The sequence below is a fragment of the Rhizobium sp. Root483D2 genome (assembly GCF_001426685.1).
In the GTDB taxonomy this organism is placed as follows: Bacteria; Pseudomonadota; Alphaproteobacteria; order Rhizobiales; family Rhizobiaceae; genus Pararhizobium; species Pararhizobium qamdonense.
The window spans coordinates 416,651-417,038 of the sequence record NZ_LMFB01000001.1 but is presented as its reverse complement, the minus strand read 5'-3'; the positions used below and the strand labels follow the sequence as shown (position 1 = coordinate 417,038).

Annotated in this window: 1 protein-coding gene; it reads right to left on the bottom strand. The window is 65.5% G+C overall.

Annotated features, from left to right (window positions below):
* Positions 1–388, bottom strand: a 388-nt coding sequence (locus tag ASD32_RS29960) for an Ig-like domain-containing protein (protein ID WP_244490067.1), incomplete at both ends; no start/stop codon positions are given.

The window sequence follows — 388 nt, the reverse complement described above, 5'->3', positions numbered from 1 at the left end:
CTGCACACCGGGCGAGGTGATGCTGTACTGCCCGGTGACATCGGCGATCACCGACCCGGTCGTGCCATCGGGATAGGTGACGGTGAGGGTCGCACCGGGTTCTGCGGTTCCCGTGACGGTGATGGTACCGTCACCATTGCCGGTGACGGTGACCGACGGGGCAGCGGGATCGACAGCGTCCGTGTAGACCGCTGTGGCCACCGGCCCATCATTGCCGGCGGCATCGGTGGCCAGGGCTGTGACCGTGCCGGTTGTCTGCACACTGGGCGAGGTGATGCTGTAGTGTCCGGCGATATCGGCGATCACCGTTCCGGTCGTTCCATCGGGATAGGTAATGGTGAGGGTGGCACCGGGCTCGGCTGTTCCTGTGACGGTGATGGTGCCGTCA